The sequence below is a fragment of the Arthrobacter sp. Ha26 genome (assembly GCF_059091705.1).
Genome location: NZ_JBNHGX010000004.1, coordinates 171942 through 188850 on the forward strand (window position 1 = coordinate 171942; position 16909 = coordinate 188850).

General features: G+C 59.7%; 20 protein-coding genes. 9 read left to right on the forward strand and 11 right to left on the reverse strand.

Annotation, left to right across the window (positions count from 1 at the left end; genetic code table 11):
• Positions 1-6: 6 nt before the first annotated feature.
• Entirely contained in the window at positions 7-1170 is a 1164-nt protein-coding gene (locus AC5RVY_RS11540; RefSeq protein ID WP_493954846.1) for a hypothetical protein, read from the reverse strand.
• A gap of 298 nt (positions 1171-1468) precedes the next feature.
• Between AC5RVY_RS11540 and AC5RVY_RS11545 the strand changes: the two genes are divergently transcribed.
• The gene (locus AC5RVY_RS11545) at positions 1469-1882 is read left to right on the forward strand and encodes a hypothetical protein (protein WP_493954847.1); all 414 of its coding nucleotides are present in this window, start codon (positions 1469-1471) and stop codon (positions 1880-1882) included.
• Between the two features lie 341 nt (positions 1883-2223).
• On the opposite strand, the gene AC5RVY_RS11550 is transcribed toward AC5RVY_RS11545, so the two are convergent.
• Entirely contained in the window at positions 2224-2808 is a 585-nt protein-coding gene (locus tag AC5RVY_RS11550) for an SMI1/KNR4 family protein (RefSeq protein WP_493954848.1), read from the reverse strand.
• Positions 2809-2950: 142 nt separating this feature from the next.
• On the opposite strand from AC5RVY_RS11550, the gene AC5RVY_RS11555 reads away from it, so the two are divergent.
• Entirely contained in the window at positions 2951-3319 is a 369-nt protein-coding gene (locus AC5RVY_RS11555; RefSeq protein ID WP_493954849.1) for a hypothetical protein, read from the forward strand.
• Between the two features lie 162 nt (positions 3320-3481).
• Here AC5RVY_RS11555 and AC5RVY_RS11560 read toward each other — a convergent pair whose 3' ends face one another.
• From AC5RVY_RS11560 to AC5RVY_RS11575, 4 genes are all read right to left on the reverse strand, one after another.
• Positions 3482-3664, reverse strand: a complete 183-nt coding sequence (locus AC5RVY_RS11560; RefSeq protein WP_493954850.1) for a hypothetical protein — start codon at positions 3662-3664, stop codon at positions 3482-3484.
• Positions 3661-3822 (reverse strand): hypothetical protein, encoded by a 162-nt coding sequence (locus AC5RVY_RS11565; protein ID WP_493954851.1) that lies wholly within the window; start codon positions 3820-3822, stop codon positions 3661-3663. Before AC5RVY_RS11565 ends, AC5RVY_RS11560 begins: the two co-directional genes overlap by 4 nt.
• A complete protein-coding gene (locus AC5RVY_RS11570; protein ID WP_493954852.1) occupies positions 3819-4460 on the reverse strand; it encodes a hypothetical protein in 642 nt (213 codons plus the stop codon). The genes AC5RVY_RS11565 and AC5RVY_RS11570 overlap by 4 nt, the downstream gene beginning before the upstream one ends.
• A 163-nt stretch (positions 4461-4623) precedes the next feature.
• The gene (locus AC5RVY_RS11575; RefSeq protein WP_493954853.1) at positions 4624-5394 is read right to left on the reverse strand and encodes a hypothetical protein; all 771 of its coding nucleotides are present in this window, start codon (positions 5392-5394) and stop codon (positions 4624-4626) included.
• 131 nt (positions 5395-5525) lie between these two features.
• Here AC5RVY_RS11575 and AC5RVY_RS11580 point away from each other — a divergent pair, with 131 nt between their 5' ends.
• Complete coding sequence (locus AC5RVY_RS11580; RefSeq protein ID WP_493954854.1) at positions 5526-6233, forward strand: hypothetical protein; 708 nt, start codon at positions 5526-5528, stop codon at positions 6231-6233.
• 47 nt (positions 6234-6280) lie between these two features.
• Here the strand turns inward: AC5RVY_RS11580 and AC5RVY_RS11585 are convergent, their stop codons facing one another.
• Together AC5RVY_RS11585 and AC5RVY_RS11590 are read right to left on the reverse strand one after the other, a co-directional pair.
• Complete coding sequence (locus AC5RVY_RS11585; RefSeq protein WP_493954855.1) at positions 6281-6643, reverse strand: DUF4265 domain-containing protein; 363 nt, start codon at positions 6641-6643, stop codon at positions 6281-6283.
• 389 nt (positions 6644-7032) lie between these two features.
• Positions 7033-7866, reverse strand: coding sequence for a hypothetical protein (locus tag AC5RVY_RS11590; protein WP_493954856.1), 834 nt, complete (start codon positions 7864-7866; stop codon positions 7033-7035).
• Positions 7867-8032: 166 nt separating this feature from the next.
• On the opposite strand from AC5RVY_RS11590, the gene AC5RVY_RS11595 reads away from it, so the two are divergent.
• Both AC5RVY_RS11595 and AC5RVY_RS11600 read left to right on the forward strand, forming a co-directional pair.
• Entirely contained in the window at positions 8033-9013 is a 981-nt protein-coding gene (locus tag AC5RVY_RS11595) for a hypothetical protein (RefSeq protein WP_493954857.1), read from the forward strand.
• 119 nt (positions 9014-9132) lie between these two features.
• Positions 9133-9882, forward strand: a complete 750-nt coding sequence (locus AC5RVY_RS11600) for a phosphotransferase (RefSeq protein WP_493954858.1) — start codon at positions 9133-9135, stop codon at positions 9880-9882.
• A gap of 48 nt (positions 9883-9930) precedes the next feature.
• On the opposite strand, the gene AC5RVY_RS11605 is transcribed toward AC5RVY_RS11600, so the two are convergent.
• Positions 9931-10983, reverse strand: a complete 1053-nt coding sequence (locus AC5RVY_RS11605) for a S66 family peptidase (RefSeq protein WP_493954859.1) — start codon at positions 10981-10983, stop codon at positions 9931-9933.
• Positions 10984-11067: 84 nt separating this feature from the next.
• On the opposite strand from AC5RVY_RS11605, the gene AC5RVY_RS11610 reads away from it, so the two are divergent.
• The gene (locus tag AC5RVY_RS11610) at positions 11068-11481 is read left to right on the forward strand and encodes an alpha/beta fold hydrolase (RefSeq protein WP_493954860.1); all 414 of its coding nucleotides are present in this window, start codon (positions 11068-11070) and stop codon (positions 11479-11481) included.
• Between the two features lie 94 nt (positions 11482-11575).
• Entirely contained in the window at positions 11576-11863 is a 288-nt protein-coding gene (locus AC5RVY_RS11615; protein WP_493954861.1) for an alpha/beta fold hydrolase, read from the forward strand.
• Positions 11864-12640: 777 nt separating this feature from the next.
• Here the strand turns inward: AC5RVY_RS11615 and AC5RVY_RS11620 are convergent.
• A complete protein-coding gene (locus tag AC5RVY_RS11620; protein ID WP_493954862.1) occupies positions 12641-13072 on the reverse strand; it encodes a hypothetical protein in 432 nt (143 codons plus the stop codon).
• A gap of 265 nt (positions 13073-13337) precedes the next feature.
• Between AC5RVY_RS11620 and AC5RVY_RS11625 the strand changes: the two genes are divergently transcribed.
• Positions 13338-13862 (forward strand): DUF2199 domain-containing protein, encoded by a 525-nt coding sequence (locus AC5RVY_RS11625; RefSeq protein ID WP_493954863.1) that lies wholly within the window; start codon positions 13338-13340, stop codon positions 13860-13862.
• Between the two features lie 798 nt (positions 13863-14660).
• Positions 14661-15161 carry a DUF2199 domain-containing protein gene (locus tag AC5RVY_RS11630; protein WP_493954864.1) on the forward strand — a complete coding sequence of 167 codons (501 nt, stop codon included), beginning with the start codon at positions 14661-14663 and terminating at the stop codon, positions 15159-15161.
• A 1153-nt stretch (positions 15162-16314) separates the two neighbouring features.
• On the opposite strand, the gene AC5RVY_RS11635 is transcribed toward AC5RVY_RS11630, so the two are convergent.
• Positions 16315-16848 (reverse strand): P-loop NTPase family protein, encoded by a 534-nt coding sequence (locus tag AC5RVY_RS11635; protein WP_493954865.1) that lies wholly within the window; start codon positions 16846-16848, stop codon positions 16315-16317.
• Between the last annotated feature and the right edge of the window lie 61 nt (positions 16849-16909).

Here is a 16909-nt window from a genome sequence, read left to right on the forward strand (position 1 = left end):
CGGGGGCTAGGGAGCCGGCCGAGACCAGGGCGGAGGGTTGTCCGCGATAATCTGCTCGGTCAGAATTATGCCGCCGAAGTCAGCGCGTGCCTTTGCCAGTGTTTCCGGTTCGGGGTCGATAGTGACATACCAGGGCTGCAGATCTTTGGCCTGCACTAGATGCTTTCCCCAACCAAGGTCGGTGATGTTCCAGTCGGAGAGGTCGTTGGCGTGTTCTAAGTGTGCGTCGGTGAGGAGCTGGATTCCTTGGGCGTCGGGGATGTACTGGGCGTTCAGGTGCCTGTTGTAACGGACATGATGTTCATCGACGTGGGGAAGAGCCGGTCTGGCACCGGCGAGGTCACTCCAGGAGATGGTGAGTGCTTTGCTGTGTCGTATGAATGCCAGATCCGTGTCCCTTGGGAACGCGGTCATGGCCCGGGTGACCTGGGCCAACCTGTCCTGCCAAAAGATCGTGTCGTCCATAACCCCGTAAGTGACCCGGCCGAGGGGGCTCATCGAAGCTGATGTGAAGCGGCGCGGCTTGGACCGCAGGTAGGTCACGCCGGCCATGGCGAATTTGATCGCCCCGGCAGCCATCGCGGGCCCAACGTCAGGGTTCTTGGAGCGGATCTGATGGATGTTGCGGTAAAGGTAGACGTCGGCTCCATCGAAGCGGCCCCACGCCGTGGCGGCGTCGGAAATCTGTGCTGTGAGGGCTTCCGGGACGTGCCAAGTGCGGCGTTCTTCTTCGGCGTCCAGTAGGGTCAGATCCTTGGTCTCGTAGGACACGAACGCGGTCAGCTGCTGCGGGAGCTGTCCGCCGCCTAACCATTCCGGGAAAAACGCCTCCGGAGCCGCGGCGACTCGTCCGGATTTCCCGAGCGTCTGCAAATGTTGGGCGAAAGCAGCCAACCAGGAGCGCACTCCTTCCTCGCGCCCTGCCCGGCTCATCAGCGCCACCGGACCGGCGTCCGAATCCGAGACTCCTCCTGTGAACACGTCATCCCAGCCGGCGTCCATGACGGCCTGGTTCGCCACCTGGACCGCAGCCTCAACTGCCTCAAAGACATCCTTCGAGCCACGGGGCCGGAACTGCAGCCACAGTTCTTCGTACTGGGCCTTCCGCCACGCCTTTGACAACGAAGTCCAGACAACGTCAACCTCGGCGTCCGGCATCCGATCCCCCATCCGCAGTTTTTCCCCAAGCCTCCCGCGAACCTACCCGATTCCTGTGAGTGAGGACAGCCCGGTAGCTTTACATACGTGCGGGTGTTGCATAACCTCAGCGCCTCGAATCCCAAGGGTTACGAGACAAATTTGTGTGTAGCGTTTAGCGCACCTTCACCGGGCATTTTTGCGGGCGGGGTATACGGGACACCCTGAACATCAGCTTCGCGAAGCCGCAGGTCAGCACCGGGTTGTCCCGATAGAGGACCGGCTTACGGGCGCTTCTTTAAACTGCGGCAGGGCGTGAAAGACTCCAGTCATGGTGACCGCTGTCCATTACTTCGCGACTCTTGAAGATCAAATGATGTTGCTCGACTACCTGGGCGAGCCCGCAAAGGTGACCTTGCATCCATGGCCACTCATCAAAACGCCACTCACGGCATTGAGCCGGGAAGATGCGCTTGGGCAATCACGCGTGATGGTGGCTAATCACCAGCTCGGCTTACCCGTTCCAGTACGTCCAGGTGATGCAGCCATGCAAGGCGGCTCTGTCCACGCCGTATTCAATAGATTGAACTGGGAGAAGTTAGGTCCTGCAGAGGATGAAGCCTTGACGGATGCCAATGCTTCGCCCACCATCTTGTGGTCTCCTGCTCGTCTGTATGTAGAAGCGATCTTTCCCAGCTCGCTTGGCTCGCAAGCAGATTCGGTGGCGGAAATATCCAAGGACTAGGAAAGATGGGTCAATCGCAGCATGTCATGGATTCGGCGCCACGGAACCCGCGTTTGGGGGCTGGAAGGTCGCCAGATGCGGCCAGACTTAGACATCGACCTCAGCTTCGTAAGCGCAGTCTTTGCACTCCCAGGCGCCTTGCAGGCGCTGGAAGCCGGCACACCCGGCCGCGACTCTGAATCAAAGTGAGCTAAAGCAGCGACCGGAACTGGATGACCCACGAGGACTGGAGTTTCCTCTCGGTGTGGGATCCTTCAAAGGACGCGCAGGTGTCACCCGCCAGGCAGCGTTTTTCGAGTGTAGTCACGGCTAGGCTGGCGTGTTGTTCCGATCGTGTCGAGTCAGTACAGAGCCCAGCCGGGGGCAGCGGGGTTCATCGTTCTCGCCATTTCCACAAAAGCCTCATCATTGGCGTCTAAGTACCCTGCGGGGTGAAGGAAATAAATCTGTCGGTCATATGCCGCTGCAAAAGCGGCGAAAATGGCAGCGATCGAGAGGTACTCGAGAGGATGTTCCGTCTCGTCCAGCATGAAGTGATGAACGTGACCTTGGGTGGCTACATTGTCTGAGCAATCAACGGCATAAAAATCGCCTCCTCCATTTGCCAACAAGGGGAACCAGCCTTCCCTCCATCGGGGATCCGATTTGAACGTGGCGTAGTTGGTGAGCGCCTCATCAAGGTCAGGGAAGTAGAAGCCCGGCACTATGTGGATGTCATCGAGCTTTGCGCCAGGGTAGTCCAAGGTTCCGTTATGCCATTCATAGAGTGTTGCCAGACCGGCCGGAGCCGCCAAGCCGGCTGTGCTTAGTTGTCGGCGAACTTCAGATCCGGCAATGCCCCTTTGCAGTACTTGAAGTACCGGGCGCTGCATATCGGACAGATGTCTGGCGATAATCTGCAGGGACTTGTTTAGGCTTTCGCTCATGGTAGGAACCTAACAGTTCAGCGACTATGCGTCCGGTGAGGGATCCCCTTATAAGTGGTCGAGCCCGCGGCAAGAGTAGGCCCTGGCAGGCGAAATGATATGTCCAACTAAAATGATGTGGCTAACTAGACAGGAGAAGACGATGAACGTCACCGTCCATGCACCGCTGCCTAACGCGGTCTTTCTCGTGCTGGGTTCTCAGGAAGCGACGCTTCCAGATGTCACCGCAGAGGGGCTCGTTTGGGCAAGCGAAGACGCTCTAATCATCGGTGGAACTAACGACATGGACGGTGACACCACGATTCACGTGTCTGAACAGGAGCCCGCGCAGGAACTCATCCCGCTCGCATCGCAAGTGATTATGTGCTCCACAGGAGAATTGACCCTGGAGACGGTATATGGCGAGAAACTGTCGCAATATGAGGTTCCAGCTGGCACAGCGAGGATTGACATCTGGGTAGATGATCTTCGGGAACCAGGCAATGTGCACCTGCAGGTGGTGAGCACCTAAATCACTGACAAGCCAGCCTGCAATGCTTGTCCCCTGTAAGCCACGGTTCGCCGCCCGTTCAAGGATCCCTTGCCGGCCGCCTCCTTTCGGGTCCGGATGGCAGGACAATGCGCCAACGGCAGCTTTTGCCACCCCTGAAGGGGCAGGTCCCGACGTGATTCACTAACCTCGCCTTTGGCGGGTCCGCCCGCGGCCGAGGAGCCAGCTGCCCACCCAAAGCAGCACAACAAGAATCAGGATCTCGGTGCCATTGGGATCCAAACTGAACACTGCTAGAACGTACGGGAGTACGAAGATGATGATGGCCGTCCCGGCGACCGCGATGAGCCACGCCCGCGCGCTCATTCCCGTTCTCCGCTAATTAGCTTGATACGTGCCTTCTCCCGCTGCTCGTCGGCTTGGAGGATGCCATCCCGGACAGCGGCGCGGATGATGCCATAGAGGACGTAGAAGAAGACTGCCGCGAAGACCACGAGCAGGACTGGGTTGTTGAGTGGATTCATCCCTGCATGTCTTCCTCGGGCCAGTACTTCTGGACTCCAGCAGCGGCATCTTGAAGCTGAAGGCCGTCGAGGGAAATCGAGCTTTCGGGCATGCCCATGTCCGTCCATTGCGCTACCAATCGCAGGTCCCCGGCCGGCGGCAGCGGCCAGAGCCAGAGTGCGGCGTGTGCTGACATGTCATCTTCCCCACCGTTTCCGCCCTTGGGCCGGTATTCGAAGACCGGGCCATCAGGTTCCTGGTCAAGCGGCCTGTGCCCATACATCGCCAGGGATGAGCTGCTGGCCTTCGTGCCGTCCGGGAACTGGATTCCGAGCAGGAGGATGGAGTCGGCAGATATGCCCCCATCGCGTACTTGCGGTGCCGGCCGGTGAAAAACGGCATTGATCTCCGCCCACTTTCGGTCCTCCTGGTCAGCGCGGCGCAGCATCCAGTTGACGTCAATGATGCATCCGGTGGAGTAGACCTTCACGGCTTCAATGGCCATCACAAAGGTCGGAGACTTGTGGACGAACCGACCCACCGGGACGAGGGCGGGCAGTTCGTAGCGGGGTGGTGCCACCCAGGGAGGCGGTGTGAACTGCGGCGTCCGTGGGCGGGGAGGTGGCGCCGGGATCGAGTAGTCCTGGAAGAAGGTCACGGTCGTTCCTACTCATTCGTTGGCTGCGACCGACCAGCGGAACAGCGGCGTGCGCCGCCTTGGATCCCCCAATCCGTCCTTACCGGCCCCAGTCTAGCCTCGGACCACAGTCCTAGGGATCGTGGTGCTGGCGCGACGGCACGAGCTACCCGCAAACCGTGGATCATCGAACACTCCGGTGTCCGTTCAGGGATCCTTTACCGGACGTCGGGTGAGATCTCCAGGGGGCAGTGGCTAGACGATGGCTCCGTTGTTGAGCTGTGGGCGCTTGGAGCGGCGGGAGCCCGCGGGCCCAGAATGCGATCATGAGCCCGGCTGTCGCGGCCCCTCCAGCGTGAACCCAAGGTGACGACCAGGCACCTTCCGGAGTGGGGATCGTGAAGGCGACCACGACTACCGCGAGCCCCAGCAGAACCTCCACGCCGGCTTGCAACGGACGGGCGCGGTAGTCGGGGTAGGCCAGCCGAACCAAGGGGATGCTCGGCAGCAGGAACAGACCCAGGCTGAAGAACGGGAAGATGCCGTTAAACATGAAGATAACCAGGCCCAACACCAGCAGGCCGAAGAACTTCAGGACCTTCAGAACGGGAACCCGGCTCTCCGGCGTCCATCGACTCAGCAGGAGGCCCCAGGCCGGAAGACCGAGCAGCCAGCCGCCGGCCCAGAAGCCTAGGTTCAGCAGCGCCAGGACGACGAGCAGGGCTCCGGGCAGCAGGAACCCTCCGACCTGTCGCAGCGAAGGGAGCTTCCCTGTCGGGACGAAGATACACGCCCCTACCAGCAGATAAGCGGCCACATACCAAGGCAGCAGCTGGTCCGCCGGCACCTGGGACAGTCCAACCACCAGCAGCGCCAGCGAGGCGACCATCACGCACACCGCAGCGAACGTCCACGGTCGGCGGCCTACGCTCAGTGTGGCATCCCCCAATGTCATAAATCGCACTCTACCGGGCTTCGACGTTCTCGAAGCCGGCCCATATGACAGCTGAGGTGCAATTAGCGGCGTCCGGTAAAGGATCGGCTTATGGTCGGTGCACCTCGTAGTAACGGGGCAGAATGTAGGTCATGGGGAATGACGGCGGGGTGCCAGGACTGGTTCAGCTGGGGAATTGGGACGTTGAGCTTTCGCTGCTGGAAGGGGCGGGTGCTGCTTGGGACGAAATCGTCTCCGCTTGGTTGCCTGCGGAGAAAAGGCTTCCACCGAGAGCTCCGGATGACTTTCCGTCGAATGGCTGGAGAATCGTTCACACCTTCCATCCGGAGTGGGCCCACGAGGCCATGATCTTAGCTGCCCCATCACAGGTGGAACCAGATAGATGGGTGCTCGTTCAGCTGTCCCAAGACGACAACGGTTGGCAGTTCGCCATGCCGCTCTCCAGCTGTGGGCCGATTCCCACCCGAGAGGAACGCCGGGCTGGCCTGCGTTTGGACTGGGCAAAAACAGCCTATTCAATGCCGACGGGATCTATGCCTGAGATCAACGTCGTTCTCGTCAACGAATCATCGCAGGAGTGGACGCCCACTGAGGAAGACACTTCCCATGTCCAAGGGCTTGTGCTGACTCAACACGGCGAGCAAATCGGAAACGGCTGGTACGTCACGGGAAGCACCCCATGGTTACCAAGTCTCCAACCAGGGCACCGAACAATGCTTCCAGTGTTTCGCAATAATCCGGAGCTCAAGAACCTGCCTGCCGGGGATTACCAGCTGGTGGCTTTTCTGGCCGCATTGAACCTTCGGACAGTCATCCCTGCAAAGCTCACCATCGAGTAATCCATGGACCGCAACCCTCATGGTGAGAGCGTCCGCTAAGGGATCCTCTACCGGGACCGTCCCGTCTCATAGATCAGCGATTCTTGGTCCTCTTGCTGTTGGAGGAAGGCAGCAGCCGCCGCTGCCATAGATTCGTCTGCGCAGTCCACTGCCAGCAGCTGCGATGAATACCATTCAGTCAGTGCCCCGAGGCCGGTGAGTTCCTGGGCAGTAGCACTGGCCCGGAGTCCTTCGTGTGGGAAGTGGACTCGAAAGACGTACCGGCCAGATTGCTTCACTACCCTGCGGATGGAGTAGTCAACACGAGTTTCGACTACATCTCCCAAGGCCAGGTCGTAAGCGAAAAAGGGTATGCAGCAAATTTCGAACAATTGCTGGTCCAATTTGCGGGCCAAGTTGCTCTGAGTCAACGTCCTGCCCCGAGGCTTCTATCGATGTACCGATTATAAAGTCGGCCCGTTGCCGCCATGCAGGTGAACCATGAACAACTTCCAACAAACCGATCCTTTCGTATTGGAATCAGAACGGTGCCTTTCACTTTCACCCACATTGATCCTGTGTACGGGCTCCTTGGCAACGACACTACTTGAAGGGCCAGCCTTCCAAGGCGGCAACCCTTCTGGTGGAATTGATCGCTCCGCGACGCCGGGCTGCTGGGGTCCTTCGTTCACCAGCGCCCACAAGCGGATCCCCAATCGGCCAGACGGATGTTCGTGTGGCATCGGTTGCGCTTCCCGTTGTTGCCCGTCTAGGCCCTGTGCAGCCGCCTACATACCTACGGCCAAGTACCTGAATCTCGCTATCCACATGCCCAGTCGAAAGTATCGGATTCCAGATCGAATTGCGCGTTACCGCCACCGCCGAAGTTCAGTCCTGAAATCTCTTCCAGTTCGAGGTACCAAGGAGTAAGACCTTCGGGCATCGCCTGGATGGGGAAGGCCGTTCCGCCCAAGTGGCTCGTGGCGAATAGAGGTTCTGCCCAGTCCGCAAGTCTGCCCCCGGCTACTAAGGGACGGACATACCCATCGGCGTTGACCTCGTCCCCCCAGAGTTCGACGGGTGTCTTGCCGGCATTCGGATCGACTCGCGGAATCAACCAAACGTCGGTGGTCGGTTCGACGTTGTCCCAGGCATTCGTACCCTGTGACTCGTCGACATACTGACCCTCGACACGAAGATCCGGGCGTGGTGCGGTCGGGCCAGCAGCAAGCTCATCATGCGTTAGCCAGAGGATCGCGAACTCTCCGTCGATCAGGTCCCTGCGCCTAAGCAGACCGGGGTGGTTCTCAGCCGCTGCGAGGTCGCGGAGGAACGGATCGGTTGATTCAGCGCTCGGGGTGGAAGGATCATCTTCCACTGCGAATTGGCCCTCACCAGCAAAAATGGCAATCCCCGGAAACTGGGGACCGCGCCTTTGGAAATCTGCGGGTAGCCAGAGAGTAAGCACATGCATCATAGGCAAACCAGTGTTGAGGCTTCGTGGCCAGTGTTCCCAACGAACGCCGGGCCCATGACTTCCAGTCCACCCTGAGCGCGGATGGCTTGGCAGGGCAGCGTCGGCAATTCGTCCTGGAGCTTTGCCCAGGCCGTTGCCACAACGAAAGGCCAGGTTCCAAGCGATCATCTCGGTCATGGCACCACCATATGGGCTGATTGATCCGATCAAGACCAACCGAGCTCAAGGTGCGCGGTAAGGGATCCTCAAAACGGGCGCGTGAGCGCCGGCTGGTTCAGGGGCTTATTCAGGCACCTCGCGTTCGCCCCGATCCGGCTCGGGTGTCGGTGGTAGGTTCGGGTTCATGACTGACGAGGACGCTGCGCTTCCGCCTGGGTGTTACGTTACGGACTGGCCCCTTCCTGACATGCCGAGAAAGTCGTTACCTTCCGGTTGGTCGGTCAAGGGCTTCGAGGATGATCTTTGCTGGCTTGGCGATGACGTCGTACTAAATCCGGAGACCGCGGTCCTCCCTCCTGGTTGTGAGGACAGTGTCTGGATTCTCCATAACCAGTACGTTTGCCCTCCAGACGTTAACCCGGGCCCATTAGCTGACGAAGAAAACCCCGACCCAAACCCCTATCCTGTCGCCCCGCCTCCCGAGTTTGTGCGGGTCAGGTGGAGCGAGGTAGCCGAAATCAAAGGGGTTCCCCTGCGGGGTGCGTTCTGGGATGGACTAGAAGTGCCCCCTTGCTTCCGGTGGGATGCGTTCCTGGGTTGGAGTGAGGCGTCTCTTGTATTGCCGGGTGCGGAGTACGTATATCAGCCCAGGGATGCGACCATCGGGCAGGTGGAGCTGGAAGCACTCCTGCCGCTTCTCAGGGCTGCCACCACAACGGACCGGATTGAAGCAATGTTTGCTTTCGGCGACCCATTCGAAGACTTCACCCTTGGGCACGTTATGGACGTGTCCAGTGTCGTGCATCGCCGGGTTTTTTCCTTCAAGCTCGGAAACCTCCTGCCCTCAATGCTGCGACCCGGCCTGCCTGATGTGACACCGGAGTTTTGGTGGCCGGAGGACCGGGCGTGGGTGGTGTGGACTGATTGGGACCTGGTTGGATCGAAGGTTTTTGGCAGCAAAGAACTCATTGAGGAGCTACGTCTCCACCCGGATCTGGAAACTCTTGACTGGTTCCCGGTCCGAGTGCACCCGCCGGCACCACCCGGCCCTCCCGGCCGCTTTGAGATCCGGAAACAGGAGTTGCTCGAGAAACAGCGTCAGGCTGCAGAGGAGCGGCTTAGGCAGCAAGCCACCGTGACGGGCGACTGTCACGAAGTGCCCTGAATAGTCACCGAATTACCTCTTCCGGGAGCGTCCGGTAAGGGATCCCTCAGTGGGAAGCGTGTTGACTCCGCCCGGGAGATGGCTTGGTCAGCTTGTTGGCACGCAGTAGCGTTCTTCAGGTGAATGAGGAAGCTGAAGAGCTTACAGGCGGAAACGCCTCAGAGAGTGTCCTTCGTGTCGGCGACACGGTCCGCAAACCTTGGCTGGAAAACTCTGCCACTGTCCAGAAGTATCTGAAAGCCCTCGGAGTAGCTGGCCTCGACGTTCCCAACCCCCTGGGTAAAGATCACGCTGGGCGGCATGTCACCGAGTACGTCGAGGGTGTTTCTGCGCTTGACCAGTTGCCGCTAGCAAAGCATGACCTCCTGCGGGTCGGCCGTTTGATTCGTCAGATTCACGATGCCAGCGAAGGATTTGAACTCCCGGATACGACCGGATGGAACGTTTTGCTGTCTGCCGAGAATCCGAACCTGATGTGCCACAACGACCTCGCTCCGTGGAACCTCATTATGGGAGAACGGTGGGTGTTCATCGATTGGGACGCGGCGGGCCCGAGTACGCGCCTTTGGGACCTTTCATATGCGGCTCAGTCCTTTGGATGTCTCTTTGACGGCCAACCGGTTCCAGAGGCAGCTGCGAGACTGCGCGCTGTTATCGACGGTTATGGGGCGGACGAGCTGCTACGAAAAGCTTTACCCGAGGCCCTAGGAAAGAGGACGGCGGCCATGCACGAGCTGTTGAAATCCTCACATGAGACCGGATTCCAGCCTTGGGCCGATATGTATATCAACGGACACGGCGCGCACTGGCAAGCTGCAGCCGAATATGTCCTACGCAATCAAGACGCCTGGGAACGGGCCCTGATCTAGATTGTTGCCGGGGTGTAGCGTCCGGTAAAGGATCCTTCACCGGACGCCTCAGCTGTAGTTGGCGGTAACTGTTTTGTTGATTCCGTCGAGACGGATCAGTCCACCGTGGGGAAGGATCCATTGGGGGCGGGTGTGGCCAAAGGGAACTCCGACGCAGATGACCGCGTCCGGGTTGTACGCGCTGACCTGTTCGATGATCACTTCGCGCTGTTCTGCCCTTAGCCGGGCTCGTTCCTCAACTGCCGGAACAGGTTCCCCGAGTCGGCTGACTGGTGGGCGGGCAACCAGCACGCCGGCGGCGGCTCCAAGGATTCCCCTCTCGCCCAGGGCTCGAACCCATCTCTTCACTTCGTCTGCGGCAGGCAGCACCTCGCTAGTTTCGAAGAGCAGGATCGCCCCGTCGATGTCGCCGACACCTGGCATCCGGTCAGCCATCGCGATCTGGTCAATTACCTCCAGGCAGCCGCCCCACGACCGTCCTTCCACGACCGTGCTCGGACCGGACCAGACCCATGGCTCTGTCGCCTCGCGGGCACCAAGCTGCGTAAGAGCGCGGGGGTCTGTCCAAGGGATGCCGTAGTCTTCTGACTCTCCCGGATCGGTAAGCTCAATGGTTCCGCCTTCGATTAGTGCGGCGCGAAGCGAGACCAGGTGCACGTCATCAATACGAGGACCTGCTCCCAGGTGCACCTGAGTGGAACCGCCGTAGTAACTGGGGATCCGGAGGCCCCACAAGAAGTTGTGCAGGTTTGTGTTGTCGCTGTAGCCCAGGAACGGCTTCCGGTTGTCGGCGATGACATCGGCGTCGAGGTGCTTGATGACGGTGATCTGGTCGTCACCACCGATCGTCGCAAGTACGGCTCGGACCGTGCGGTCAGCGAAAGCGGCGGTGACGTCAGCAGCCCGAGCTTTCGCGCTTGCGCCGAGCTGCCGTGTAGTTGGGTACTCGACCGGAATCAATCCGGTGGTTTCAGTCAATCGCTTCATAGCCTGCTCGTGAACAGCTTCCGAGACGGCTGGTGCCGCAAATGCTGGAGAGAGGATCGCAACCCGATCGCCAGCACGGGCCTTCGCAGGCGGGTTCAGTTTCTGTGACGTCATCAAATCATTAGAGCAGTCAGACATGCAATCTCATGGCCTCCACGCGGGCCGCGTGACAGCAGCGTAGTTGCGTAGGATCACTTGATGGATCAAACACGTCGCGTCGTCCGCACAGCTGATGAGGTTAACATCAGCTATGCCGTCATTGACGGGAGTGAGCCGGCCGTTGTGATCCTCCACGGCCTGGCCGGGAGCGGACAGGAGTTTGTCTCCACTGCCCGTGCGCTGCCTGGTCGGAAGGTCATCCTGGTCGACCAGCGGGGTCACGGTCTGAGCACGCGATTGCCTTCGGACACCTCGCGTGAGGCATTCGTTAGGGACGTTGTCGCGGTCATTCGTGGTGAGGCCTCCAACCCGGTTCATCTGGTCGGGCACTCCATGGGGGGCCCACACCGCGATGCTCACCGCTGCTGCCCGCCCAGACCTCGTCCGGACCCTTGTGCTCCTGGAATGCGGCGCCGGCAGCGGCAGCGATCAAGAACATGCGGCCCTCGGTGAATACTTCCGGTCCTGGCGCACTCCATTTCCTGACCGTTCCGCAGCGGCCAGACCCCTGGGGGACGGCCCGCTGCAGCGCGCCTGAGTGCAGGACATGGACCGCCGAAAGGACGGACTACATCCCCGCTTTGACCCGGAGGTGATGGTCGCGACGCTTGCCCCTCTCGCGGAACCTCGCTGGGCGGAATGGTCCAGCGTGCGGGCGCCCACGCTTGCCATCTACGCCCCCGACGGGATGTTTACAGAGGAGCAAAAGGCACAATTTACGGAACGGGGTAACGACGTCACACGCATCGACCTTGCCCGAGGATCACACGACGCCCATCTGGACGCGTTCGAACAGTGGATAGAGGCGTTAACAGGATTTTTGGACGTCCGGTGAAGGATCCCTTACGGGCAATCGTGGGCGCAGGCACTTCCACACTCCGCGTGCGATGGGAATCATGATTCCTGGCCATGACGGTCTAACTTGCTACTACTTCAACGCCTAGGCTGTCGCTATCTATACTGCCGGCCTGTCGGCAGTATGCAGCGTTCCCAGCCGCCGAAGTAGCGAAAGGTGTCAAATGAACCCGGAAACCATCGTGCTACTTTTCCTCATACCTGTTATCGCAATCCCAGTTATTGGGTATTTCATCCTTCGGGACTTCTTCAGAAAGAGGAAGTAGCCCGTAGCGACTTTGGGGGTGTCATGTACTTCGTACTCGGCTGTGTAGTGACCCTTGTCGGCATACTCGGCATGATCTTCCGGCGCCCACTTGGGGGCTTGGCGGCACGGATGTTCTCTGCAAGCGGCATCGGAGTAGAGGAGTTCCGTAGGCCAGCAATAGAACGCGTCTACGCCCTGGGAGGCATCTTCATGGTACTTGCCGGGTTGGCGACCATCGTGTTTGCGCTAGTTACAGGAGCCTAAACGGGTTCATCGCTGGAGGCTCTGCTGGTGTTTATCGCACACGCGCCGCGCCGAGAGGCCTCTTCTTGGCGCCTCACGGAAGGGTGCCCCAACCTCAGTTTCAGGGATGCGATGGCGCCCGTAAGCCGGTGGCTCAACGGACGTCGCTACGTCCGATTGGGGATCCTCAACCGGGCGCCGCTTCACTGCAGTCCAGCTCTCTTGTATGTCTAAGCCTTCGCGGCATGGAGGTCATTATCGGTGCGGTCAGCGTGTGGCAATCACAATGTTCTTGTGGATGGGATTCCATCCGTCTCCGATGAGCCTGTTGACGTCGAAAGCGTCGGACACGAGGACAGTCTCGGCGACTCCTGTGCCGCTTATATGAACGATCTCCCGGTCATCCCTCAGGTCTGAACAACCGGCAATCCAGGCGGCGTTCCTGTCCTCTGGTAATGCAGCGACGCAAGCCCGTCTGCCGTCAGCGCTCCTGGCCCCGAAGTACCTGATTTCGTTGTGCTCGACCAAGAACCTCACGCTGCTGGCGGGGATGTCATCCTCCGGCCAAATGGTGACTCCAGCAGGAAGCTGGTCCTGTTCCTTGGCTGCGTTGTCCAGCGCGTTGATCTTCGGTGCTGAGGTGCATCCGCTCAGCAGGAGTGCCGCGGCGAGTGTCACGGCAAAGAACAGGTGTTTCATAGCGCTGCCCCCTCAGGCTTTGTGTCCAGCGAGCATACAGGCAGCGGTAGGACTCCCGCTCTGCAATCGTCGCGGCACTGTCGCATGAGCCCGTGCGCGCTGGCGGCTCGAAGACCCTACGTCTGTACTCACTTTTGGTTCGGCAATACATGCGATGGGACAGGGGATCGACTGTCCGGTAGGGGATCCTCCAGTGAACGTGAGGAGTGTATCCTTCGCAGGTAGGCTTCGGGGAGCCTGGGTAATCACGATAATGGGGGAACCAATGCTTGGCCGGAGCCGATTCGGATGGAAATGCGGAACGTGCGGACAGCGGCATCGAGGGCTCGCTAGGGTTTTCGGACCCCAGGCTCCGGATGTATGGGTTCATGCGAACGAAACCGAACGGGAGGCCGGCGAACTAACGGACGACATGTGCGTGCTTGAAGTCGGAGGGGAACGGCATTACTTCCTTAGAGGACACATTGAAATGCCTCTTGTTGATGTACCCGGTGAAGTCTTTAGTTGGTCTGCCTGGGTCTCACTCAGCCAAGAAAGCGTCCAGAAATTCGCAGCCCACTGGGATGATCCCGCGCGAGCCTCGATGCCCCCTGTGTTCGGCTGGCTATGCAACGAGCTGCCCTACGACCAGCCCACAACGTCCCTAGCAACGCACCTACACAACAGGGAACCAGGAGTGGTTCCCTACATTGAACTCGACCCGTCCATCGACCACCCTTTGGTTAGAGAACAACAGACGGGAATCTCGCTGCATCGGCTGGCCCAAATAAATCAAGCGTTAATGGGCTAGGTTTCAACAACAATACGGCCGCTGGGAGCCCATGAGGCGTCCGGTAAAGGATCCCTACTGGGCGCCGCGAGGTCAATCTAGCTATCCCGACGGCGCAGTACGTCTTTCACTGGTTCCATAATCAAAGTATGGACAGAGTGGCTCAAACAACCCCCGACCGGCCCAAAGCACTCTCCGTCGGAGTCATCGTCGGCGGCGTAACTGCCCAGAGTAAGGTCTGGCGAGAGGCACTCACGCGATTGTCCAAGAACCTGTCAGGCATAGCGGGCCAGCTTCAGTCAGATTTCAGAATCAACGTCGAGTTCCAAATTCCAGGGCACATTGCCGGTCCTGACTTCCAAGGAGTTCGCACCGGCACGTTCCGCAAGGCCGATCGCCACCTAAAGATTCAGATAGCGGTACCGAATGACCCCCCGGCTGATCCGTATGCATACTGCGTCCGCGCTATCGGGGATGCCCTGGACGCAGCCGAAGCCTGGTCCGTGCGTCGGCGTATCGCATTTGACGCCGCACCATTCCGGGCCGGACTCGCCCTATTGGACGATAATCCTCCCCAGGCGCAGCAGAGTCGCTCAGATTGAGCGACGCCCGGCAACTTTCCTTGGCCCTTTCCTTCTGTTTTTTTGGCTTCAAACAGAGGGTCCCAACCCCGTGAGCCGAACAAAGATGTACCTAGATGTACGTAAGCCGATCCGCTTGCGGGTCACAGCCCGCCACGGTGTTCTCCTGGGATGCTCAGGACTGAGGCCGCCGAGCCCTAGGTAGACTCAGCTTGAATGACATCAGCTTGGGGGACAAATGGTTTTTGGCAAGAAGCGGAATTGCGGGATGTGTGGGGAAGCTCTGGCGGCGCATGACAGGGATGTCCGATTCCGTCTCCCGGACCCTGTGCTGAACAGCCCTGAGCAGCATCATGCCGAAGGCAGCTGGTTGAGCGAACCGGATCCGACCAAGGCCACACTCATGCAGATCCCAAAAATCAGCCCGTTCGTCCGCGCCCTGCTGCCCGTCAAACTGCAGGGCGGGCACGAGTTCCGGTTCGGGGTTTGGATCGCCATCCATCCGGATGACCTGCAGCATGCCTGCAGGGTTTGGAACGCTCCTGAATATGGCGACCTGAAACTCACCGGCTACTTGGCTAACAAGATCCAGCCCTGGGGTCTGTTCGCCGTGCCAGTAAACCTGGCCGTGCTGAACACGGAGCAAACACCTTACTGCGTGTCCAGCTCGAATGAGGAACTGAACGACGTGCTGACCAGGGAGTGGCCGCACGACATCTTGGCTTCTCTGCCCTCCTGACATCCGAACCGCCTACCGCCATGGGGACGTTCGCCGCGGTGTGCGTCATGGACCTCGCCCGGAAAGCGCTCTAGGCGCCACCCGTTAGCCGGTGGCTCAGCGGAGGCGCTGGTGCCCGGTGGGGATGCCCTGCGGACAGTAGAGCACCTCTTCAGACCCGGCTCCCGGACAGACAAGCCGGTTCCTGGTTCCCGCCGATGATCACGGGGTGATTGAATCGTTTGATGGCCGCACCGCTGTTTGAGGACCCCATGTTTCTACGTGCATTTCCAGAATCAGTGCGGGCCGACGCCGAAGTGACGATGAGGTCGCTCAGCCGACCCCTGCAGCCGACTCCAAGCACGCTAATCCAAGACACTAATCAACAGCCTCGGGATTCTACCCAGCAATCTATGTCCACGGGGAGCTCCTACAGGTCCCGTATCGGCATTACTACGAGTGGCCGGGTAAAGATCGCACGAAGGACCTGACTGCCATGCAGCAACCTATTCTTGCCTGTTGGATGTCACGGAACCACGACGGGCGAGTCCGCCAACGGGCGCTGTCTTTTGTCCTCCCGTCGGACGCATCGTGGACCATTCTCTTCGTCATCCAGCTCTGCCGTGAGTACGTCATAGTGCGCTTTGCTCATCGCATCCTCCGGTTCAGTTGGTATGACTGTAAACCTGCCCGGACCAGGCTGGACAGCCCTTTGAATTGTTTTCTTACCAATTCAGAGTTTCGAACATCTCGTCCCGGATCGGGAGCCATAGACGATTCGGACTGCATCGGTGTGGCGCCCGGTTGAGGATCCTTTAGAGGGCGCTCCGGAACTTAGGCATGGCCCCATTGAAGGGCGTTTACGGTCGTGCTTGTGCCACGGGAGTGACCATGACACAAGTTCTGGCCACGGCCGTCAGCCTCATTATGGGGGCAATTGTTTGCGCGAGCATTCTTGCGATGACCCTAGGAACGGCAAACAGCATGTTCTGGCCGGCCCTGGTTGCCACAATGATAATTGTGGCGATCGTCGCGGTACTGACTCAAAAGCCCCGGAAGAGGCAATGACAGCCAACCCATATCGGAATTCACGGTCTTCCCGGACGCTCCCCTGGTGAGGGCAGCAACTGCCCGTAAGACGATCCTTCAATGGACCCTTGAGCTTCTCGGCGACTTACGAGGGCTTCCAACTCAACACGGCATCGCGGAGTTCCGCTACCGGCACCTCGCTGCCCAGACGCAGAACCGGACGATCAAGTTGGTCAAGCCATGCCTCATGACCGGCACGGCTTCTGCCGTCGAACGCCGGATTGTCGTAACCTTTTGCCCAGTCCAGGAAGTCGGACAACGCCTCCTCATCGAAGTCCTGGCGGGCCCGGCGATGGATCTCGCGGGCCTCGAGGCGCCGCAATCGCTCACGAGGGTCGAGAGTCAAAAAGACCACGGCGTCGCACTCTGCAACGATGCTCTCCCCCCAGCCGATCATCGACCCGGACAAGACCCATGCCTCCCGCGGGACGAAAACGTCGCGCATCAGAGCCCGCCTAGCGATCTCCGGACGCTTCTTGACGTAAGGCGGGACGGTCGGCATCCAGAAATAGTCGTCGGCGTCCGCGTGAGGAACCGACCAATAGTCAGCCAACGCCCGGCCGAGCGTCGTCGTACCGCTACCGCTCGCCCCCACCACATGGACCCTCGCACGCTGCATGACTCAATTATCGGTTGTGGGAATGGCAAGAATGCATGCGGCGCGCGTTTCTCCTAGGCAG